This window comes from Bavariicoccus seileri WCC 4188 (assembly GCF_000421665.1).
Classification (GTDB): domain Bacteria; phylum Bacillota; class Bacilli; order Lactobacillales; family Aerococcaceae; genus Bavariicoccus; species Bavariicoccus seileri.
This window is the reverse complement of record NZ_ATXL01000094.1, coordinates 1-2,212: the sequence shown is the minus strand read 5'-3', so window position 1 is coordinate 2,212 and position 2,212 is coordinate 1. Positions and strand designations below refer to the sequence as shown.

General features: G+C 37.7%; 2 protein-coding genes. Both read right to left on the bottom strand.

Features of this window, described 5'->3' with window-relative positions:
- Positions 1-44 precede the first annotated feature (44 nt).
- The gene (locus tag H541_RS0110880; RefSeq protein WP_022797301.1) at positions 45-272 is read right to left on the bottom strand and encodes a hypothetical protein; all 228 of its coding nucleotides are present in this window, start codon (positions 270-272) and stop codon (positions 45-47) included.
- Between the two features lie 223 nt (positions 273-495).
- A complete protein-coding gene (locus H541_RS0110875; RefSeq protein WP_022797300.1) occupies positions 496-1,911 on the bottom strand; it encodes a PTS sugar transporter subunit IIC in 1,416 nt (471 codons plus the stop codon).
- Positions 1,912-2,212 lie beyond the last annotated feature (301 nt).

The window sequence follows — 2,212 nt, the reverse complement described above, 5'->3', positions numbered from 1 at the left end:
TATTTCTTATAACTGTTGTTATTTCTTATAACTGTTGTTATTTCTTACTCATTGACAGGCTCCGCTTGAAAATAAAGAACAGCCCCCCAAGGCTCTGCTTTAACGATTTGCTTGGCAAGCTTAGCCCCTTTTGCTGCGTCTACACCTGTTACATCAAAATAAAGGTTCAGACCTTTCTTTTCTTTAAATGTAAATGTAGCATTTTCAGCAGTTGAAGCTTCCAACAACGCAATGATTTGGTCTTGTTGAATAGGTGCTTTTAAGACGATCATTTTCAAATTCCTCCTTGATTCTAATATTTTGAAATTGGTTAAACGAACCAACAGTGAAAGCCAGTCAGTATAACCCCTAAAAGTTATACTTCCTGGCTTTATTTTAACATAATCTATCGTGCTAAAGCTTGTATTCTCTAGTGAGTGAAACACTCCCAACACTGTTTTTAACACAGCTTCGAGGAATATGGTTAACATTACTTTAACAGTTATTTAGAAAAACTTACTCTGCATCAGTTGGTTTCACTTTATTAGCTGCAATAACAAATGGTGCCCAGATAAAGAATGTTACCACGACACAGACTAAAGTAACGATTGGTGCACGCCAGTCACCGCCTGTTGCCAAGAATGAGAGTAAGAATGGCGGTGTTACCCAGACGACTTGTTGACTGACTGGATTGACCCATCCAAAGTAAGTTGCCCAATAACCAATGGAAACTGACACAACTGGTGCTAAAATAAATGGAATCAACATTAAAGCGTTCAACACAATAGGTAAACCAAACATGATAGGCTCATTGATGTTGAAGATACCAGGTCCTAATGATAATTTACCAACTGCTTTATAATCAGCCCGTTTAGAGAACCATAAAATAGCAATTATTAATACAATCGTACCACCTGATCCACCAAACCAAGCGAAGGCATCAAAGGATCCACGTACCCACTTGTAGCCGTTTTCGATGACATTTTCCACGCCACCTTCTTGGAATAAGTTAACATTCCTTAATTGAGCAACTCCAAATACACCTTCGAGGATTGGCGCCAAAACATTTGGTCCATGAATTCCAAAGAACCAGAAAATTTGAACAAATAATGTGACGAGAATGACAGCAAAGTAGCCTTGTGACAAGCCTAATAATGGAAGAGCAATCGTTTTTTGAATCCATTGTAAGAACGTAAGATCAGGAACCATTAAACTGAATACCCAGTAGAATATAGCGGCAACATATAACGCAACAGTTGCAGGAATAATAGCTGCAAAGGCTTTTGATACTGCTGGTGGAACTGAATCCGGCATTTTAATTGTAATATCTCTAAGCATCAATTTGCTGAATATAACGACTGAAACAAATCCCATAATCATAGCAGTGAAGAAAAAGTTTGCATCAAGATTATTCAGTGGTAACCAACCCCAAGCACCCGCATTTAAAGTATCTGCTGTAGCAGACCAACCCGATTGCGCAGTTGTTTGATTGATAGCATCAACCACATCTGATGGCAATGTCCCAATATCTGTAATACTAGAAGAGAAGGCAAACGTAATCCCCATGATTGAAGCAGATAGTGATACTATACCTCCTGCTAAATCATTGACGCCATAAGCCTTGGCCAAATTATAGCCCCAAGAAAAAGCAAAGATAATCCCGGCAATCGCCAACGTTCCATTCCAAACATAACCGTTGACAGTAATGATTTGACTGATAACCGGTATTTCACCCCCAACATAACTTGGTCCAATAAATTGAGGTGGTAAATCTCGAATAATAGCGTTGATCATGACGGCGATCGAACCGGCCATAGTAGCTGGCATAGTCCCAATAAAAGCATCCCGCAATGCTACTAAATGTTTTTGCGCACCAATTTTTGCGGCAACTGGTACGATGTATTTTTCTAGCCATTGAATAAAACCATTCATCCTGATGACCTCCTAAAAAGTAGTTGTAGTACTCACCAACTGTGGTAAATACAAATTGTGATAATGACTGACCGTATTAATTGCGATAGAACTGATACAGTAGTTGTAAATGGTAAACGATAGATAAACGATATAAGAGCCAACTAATATCATAGTTCCACAAAGATTTTTAAATCTACTGCTATTTTTAAATCTACTGATAACAATTAACTAACAAGCAACTAATAAGCAACTAATAAGCAACTAATAAGCAATTAACAAGTAATTAGCAAGTAATTAGCAAGTAATTAGCAAGTAATTA

Coding starts and splice junctions, on each gene's coding strand:
- H541_RS0110880 (WP_022797301.1), bottom strand. CDS start 272: ATGATCGTCTTAAAAGCACCTATTCAACAAGACCAAATCATTGCGTTG.
- H541_RS0110875 (WP_022797300.1), bottom strand. CDS start 1,911: ATGAATGGTTTTATTCAATGGCTAGAAAAATACATCGTACCAGTTGCC.